This window comes from Streptomyces sp. SID11385 (assembly GCF_010548245.1).
Lineage (GTDB): Bacteria > Actinomycetota > Actinomycetes > Streptomycetales > Streptomycetaceae > Streptomyces.
The window spans coordinates 1-5,607 of record NZ_JAAGLR010000568.1 but is presented as its reverse complement, the minus strand read 5'-3'; the positions used below and the strand labels follow the sequence as shown (position 1 = coordinate 5,607).

Here is a 5,607-nt window from a genome sequence, read left to right as displayed (position 1 = left end):
AGAGGTCCCCGCGCAGCACCCGCACCCGCTGCCCGGCCCGTGCCGCGTTGATCCGCGCCGAGACCACCGCCCGCCAGGACAGGTCCGTCGCGCAGACCCGCGCGCCGCGCCGCGCGGCGAGCAGGGCGAGCGCCCCGCTGCCGGTGCACAGGTCGAGCACGTGGGTGTCCGGGCCGATCGGCTCGGTGCCGAGGGCCCGCGCGAGCAGGTGGGTGTCGGCCTGCGGCGCGTAGACGCCGGGCAGCGTCCACAGGCCGTCGAGCCCAAGGGGGAGAGGAGGGGCAACCGCCATCACGCGTACCTCCGGGGGAGCGGACCTTCGCCACCGCTCCTCCGGGGAGCGGACCTTTGCCACCGCTCCTCCGGGGAGCGGGTCTGCCACCGCTCCAGCCTCCGCGCCCCGGCCCCTCCCCGCCACTCGGCCCGGCATTTCGCGACTCTCCGTGATCGGCGACGCTCTCGGAGCGCCCCGGACCGCTTTCCCGGCACTCGATGTCGCCCCCGGTCCTCCGCACCCGCGCTCACCCGTATGGCCGTACGTCCGGCTCGCACCCGTGTCCGCATCGTGGTCCTTCAAGGCCGGATTTCCGGGTGATTCGCGCCACGTCTGAGAGTGGTTTAACTCAGATGAGCGCCAGAGGTGGGTTTTCGGCTCCCGAAGCGTGGCACCGCGTGCCATCTCGCCTGGCTTCAGGAAGTGAACGCAAATGACGACAACCCCTGCTCATCCGAGCGGAATTTACCGGAGCTACATCTTCCGTTTTCAGGGCTTGAAGCGCGCGCCCTCCCGCGCCCCTCCCTGACGGCACTTTCGATCTCCTGGCGGGCGGCGCGTTGTGCCCGCATGACCCCCAGGTCCAGGTGCCGGATCACCTTGGATCTGGGTATGTTCCTCGCCGTCAGGGCAGTCAGCCGCGAGGAGTCAGTCCCGTGTCGTCAACAAAGCAGCAGCACCCCGAGGCCGCAGGCCGTGCCGGTGCGGGCACGTCCGTCGCGTCCGCTCCCGAGACGCCGCGCGAGGCGCGGGAGACGCCGAAATTCGTCTACGACTTCACCGAGGGCAACCGTCACCTGAAGGATCTCCTCGGCGGCAAGGGCGCGAATCTCGCCGAGATGACGAACCTGGGCCTGCCGGTCCCGCCCGGATTCACCATCACCACCGAGGCGTGCAAGACGTACCTGGAGAGCGGCAAGGAGCCCGCGGCCCTGCGCGACGAGGTCAGTGCGCACCTCGACGCGCTGGAGACCGCGATGGGCAAGAAGCTCGGCCAGGCCGACGACCCGCTGCTCGTCTCCGTCCGCTCCGGCGCCAAGTTCTCGATGCCAGGGATGATGGACACCGTCCTGAATATCGGCCTCTCGGACGCCTCCGTGGCGGGGCTCGCCGCGCAGGCCGGCGACGAGCGCTTCGCCTGGGACTCCTACCGCCGCCTGATCCAGATGTTCGGCAAGACCGTGCTCGGCGTCGACGGCGAACTCTTCGAAGAGGCCCTGGAGTCGGCGAAGAGGGCGAAGAAGGCCGCGACCGACGTCGACCTCGACGCCGCCGACCTGAAGAAGCTCGTCAAGAGCTACAAGAAGCTCGTCGAGCGCGAGGCCGGCCGCGCCTTCCCGCAGGACCCGCGCGAGCAGATGGACCTCGCGATCCACGCCGTCTTCGACTCGTGGAACACCGAGCGCGCCAAGCTCTACCGCCGCCAGGAACGCATCCCGCACGACCTCGGCACCGCCGTCAACGTCTGCTCGATGGTCTTCGGCAACCTCGGTCCCGACTCCGGCACGGGCGTCGCCTTCACGCGCGACCCCGCCAGCGGCCACCAGGGCGTCTACGGCGACTACTTGCAGAACGCGCAGGGCGAGGACGTCGTCGCGGGCATCCGCAACACCGTGCCGCTCGCCGACCTCGAAGGCATCGACAAGCCCTCGTACGACGAGCTGATGCGCATCATGGAGACCCTGGAGAACCACTACCGGGACCTGTGCGACATCGAGTTCACGATCGAGCGCGGCAAGCTGTGGATGCTCCAGACCCGCGTCGGCAAGCGCACGGCCGCCGCCGCCTTCCGCATCGCGACCCAGCTCGTCGACCAGGGCCTCATCACCGAGGCCGAAGCGCTCCAGCGCGTCAACGGCGGCCAGCTCGCCCAGCTCATGTTCCCGCGCTTCGACGAGAAGTCGAGCGCGGAGGCGGTCGCGTGCGGCATCGCCGCCTCGCCCGGCGCGGCCGTCGGCAAGGCCGTCTTCGACTCGTACACCGCCGTCAAGTGGTCCCGCTCCGGCGAGAAGGTCATCCTCATCCGCCGCGAGACCAACCCCGACGACCTCGACGGCATGATCGCCGCCGAGGGCATCCTCACCTCGCGCGGCGGCAAGACCTCGCACGCCGCCGTCGTCGCGCGCGGCATGGGCAAGACCTGCGTCTGCGGCGCCGAGGAACTGGAGGTCGACACCAAGCGGCGCCGCCTCACGACGAGCGAGGGCACCGTCGTGGAGGAGGGCGACCTCGTCTCGATCGACGGCTCGACCGGCCGTGTGTACCTCGGCGAGGTACCCGTCGTACCCTCGCCCGTCGTCGAGTACTTCGAGGGCCGGATGCACGCGGGCGCCGACGAGGCGGACGAACTCGTCGCCGCCGTCCACCGGATCATGGCCTACGCCGACCGCACCCGCCGCCTGCGCGTGCGCGCCAACGCCGACAACGCCGCCGACGCGCTGCGCGCCCGCCGCTTCGGCGCCCAGGGCATCGGCCTGTGCCGCACCGAGCACATGTTCCTCGGCGAACGCCGCACCCTGGTCGAGTCGTTGATCCTCGCCGACACCGACAAGGAGCGCGAGGAGGCGCTTGAGGAACTGCTCCCGCTCCAGAAGCAGGACTTCATCGAGTTGTTCGAGGCGATGGACGGACTCCCCGTCACCGTCCGCCTCCTGGACCCGCCGCTCCACGAATTCCTGCCGGACATCACGGAGTTGTCCGTACGGGTCGCGCTCGCCGAATCGCGGAAGGACGCCAACGAGAACGACCTCCGCCTCCTCCAGGCCGTCCACCGCCTCCACGAGCAGAACCCGATGCTCGGCCTGCGCGGCGTGCGCCTCGGCCTCGTCATCCCCGGCCTGTTCACGATGCAGGTACGGGCCATCGCGGAGGCCGCCGCGCACCGCCGCGAGAACGGCGGCGACCCGCGCGGCGAGATCATGATCCCGCTCGTGGGCACCGTGCAGGAGCTCGAACTCGTCCGCGAGGAGGCCGAGGAGGTCATCGCCTCGATCGAGTCCGAGCAGGGCACCGACCTCGGGATCTCGCTCGGCACGATGATCGAGCTGCCCCGCGCCGCGCTCACCGCCGGGCAGATCGCCGAGGCCGCGCAGTTCTTCTCCTTCGGCACCAACGACCTCACGCAGACGGTCTGGGGCTTCTCGCGCGACGACGTCGAGGCGAGCTTCTTCACCGCGTACCTGGAGAAGGGCATCTTCGGCGTCTCGCCCTTCGAGACGATCGACCGCGACGGCGTCGGCAAGCTCGTCGCCGACGCGGCCCGCGCCGGGCGCGCGACCCGCCCCGACCTCAAGCTCGGCGTCTGCGGCGAGCACGGCGGCGACCCGGAGTCGGTCCACTTCTTCCACGAGGTCGGCCTCGACTACGTGTCCTGCTCGCCCTTCCGCATCCCGGTCGCCCGCCTGGAGGCGGCCCGCGCCGCCGCGAAGCCGGAGAAGGACACGACCGCCTGAGCCCACCGGCCCCCACGGACCACCCCTCGCGGGGTCCCCGCCCCGGGCCGCCCCCGCCCCCGCCCGTCCCACCCTCACCGGGGCGGGGCGCGGGAGGCACCCGGAGCACGAAGGAGCGGCACCCTGTGCGGGGGTGCCGCTCCTTCGCCGTGCGGGCGCGGGCTCGTGCGGGCGTCTCGCGTACGGGACCTGGCCCGGTTCACACGGGCGGGGCTGCCGCCCGGTCCGCGAACCGGGCGGCCCCGCAGCTCACTTCAGATACACCAGGCCGTCCGTCGTGATCGTCGGGCGGCCCTTCGTCGCCACCACGACCACCTTCACCGTGTGCTTGCCGCTCTTCGACCACGCCGTGGTCCACTGCGCGTCGCGGTACTTGGTCGTGCCCGACTTCAGGTCGACCGTCGCCTTCTTCGCGCCGTCCACGTACACGTACACCTGCCCCGAGGTCGACGCGCGCGAGAAGACGAGCGAGGCGCCGCGCCCCGTGAAGGTGTAGGTGAGCGAGGCGTTCTTCGCCGAGGAGCTGTACGACTTGCCGCCGAGGTAGCTCGACGAGGACTTCGTCGTCCACTTCCCCGTCTTCTTGCCGCTGCTCTCCTGGAGGATCGCGGGGGCCGAAGTGGTGCTCGCCGAGGCGGTGTTGCCCGCCTGGTCGTACGCGGTGAGCGACCACGTCGTGGTGGTGGCGGGCTTCGCGGTGAGCGAGGCGCTCTTCGTCGTGGGCCCGTAGGTCACGGCGGACGGCTTCGTGAGCCGGACCTCCTTGAGCGCCGCCGCGTCCGTCGCCGCCCACTTGAGCGTGACCGGCACGGACGTACTGCCCACCGTGCCCGTGCGCAGCGCGGTCGAGGGCTTGGTGGCGAAGGAGGGCGCCGTCCTGTCGACCACGACCGTCGTGGCCGCCGTCGTGCTCGCCTTGCCGGAGACGTGTGTCCCGCGCACCGCGACCGTGTGCGTGCCGGAGGCGAAGGTCAGCGCCGCCGAGGTCGCCGTGGCCTTCGCGGTGACGGCGACCTTGCCGTCGACCAGCACCTCGTAGCGGTTCACCAGCGTGCTCGGCGTCGTCGCCGACCAGCGCACGGTCGCCGAGCCCTTCGTCCACGCCTTCGTGCCCGAGACGCCCGCCCCGGTGAAGCCGGTGATCCTCAGCCCGGCGACGGAGCCGCCCGCGAGGGTGCGGATCTCGGGGAGCGCGGCGTAGAGCTGCGTACCGGGGCACTCGGTCGCGTAACCGTCGCGGTGGCCCGAGATCCGGTTGAGGGTGACCGTCTGCCCCTTCTTGAACTTGCCGCCGGTCCCGGAGCCGTCCGCCCCGGCGACCAGCCCGACCTTGCCGGTCGGGTCCTCCTTGTACTGCCCGAGCTTCCACGCGGCGATCCGCGCGATCGCCGTCTTCGCCGCCGAGGACGGCGCCGCCTTGTTGTAGTCGCCGAGGACGGCGATGCCGGTCGTGTCGGTGTTGAAGCCGTACGTGTGCGCGCCGATCACCGGCAGGTCCACGCCGCCCTTGCGGCCCTCGAAGATCGTGCCGCACTTGTCGACGAGGAAGTGGTACCCGATGTCCTTCCAGCCGTTCGTCTTGATGTGGTACGTGCGGATGGCGCGCACCATGGCGGGGGACTGGTCGCACGAGTACGCGTTGGCGTCGACCGTGTGGTGGACGAAGACCGCCGACACCTTGGTGCCGTACTCGGGGGCCTCGTCGTCCATCGACTCGTCGGCGCCCCACTGCGCGCGGGTCACGATCGGCGGGCGCGGGGCCGTGGACGCGGGTGCCGTGGGCGGCGGGGCGGCCGTGGCGCTCGCGGCGGGTGACGTCGCCGTCGGCTTGGCGGGCGCGGAGGGCGCGGAGGGCTCGGAGGGCGAGGCGGGGGCCGTGGG

At 71.4% G+C, this 5,607-nt stretch carries 3 protein-coding genes; 1 reads left to right on the top strand and 2 read right to left on the bottom strand.

What is annotated here, in order from left to right; translation table 11 throughout:
• Window positions 1-292: methyltransferase domain-containing protein (locus G3I42_RS17325; protein ID WP_164286994.1), on the bottom strand; the 292-nt coding region annotated here is incomplete at its 3' end.
• 638 nt (window positions 293-930) lie between these two features.
• Here G3I42_RS17325 and ppdK point away from each other — a divergent pair.
• Complete coding sequence (gene ppdK / locus G3I42_RS17320; RefSeq protein WP_164286992.1) at window positions 931-3,726, top strand: pyruvate, phosphate dikinase; 2,796 nt, start codon at window positions 931-933, stop codon at window positions 3,724-3,726.
• Between the two features lie 249 nt (window positions 3,727-3,975).
• Here the strand turns inward: ppdK and G3I42_RS17315 are convergent.
• Window positions 3,976-5,607, bottom strand: a 1,632-nt coding sequence (locus G3I42_RS17315; RefSeq protein WP_164286990.1) for a peptidoglycan recognition protein, incomplete at its 5' end; no start/stop codon positions are given.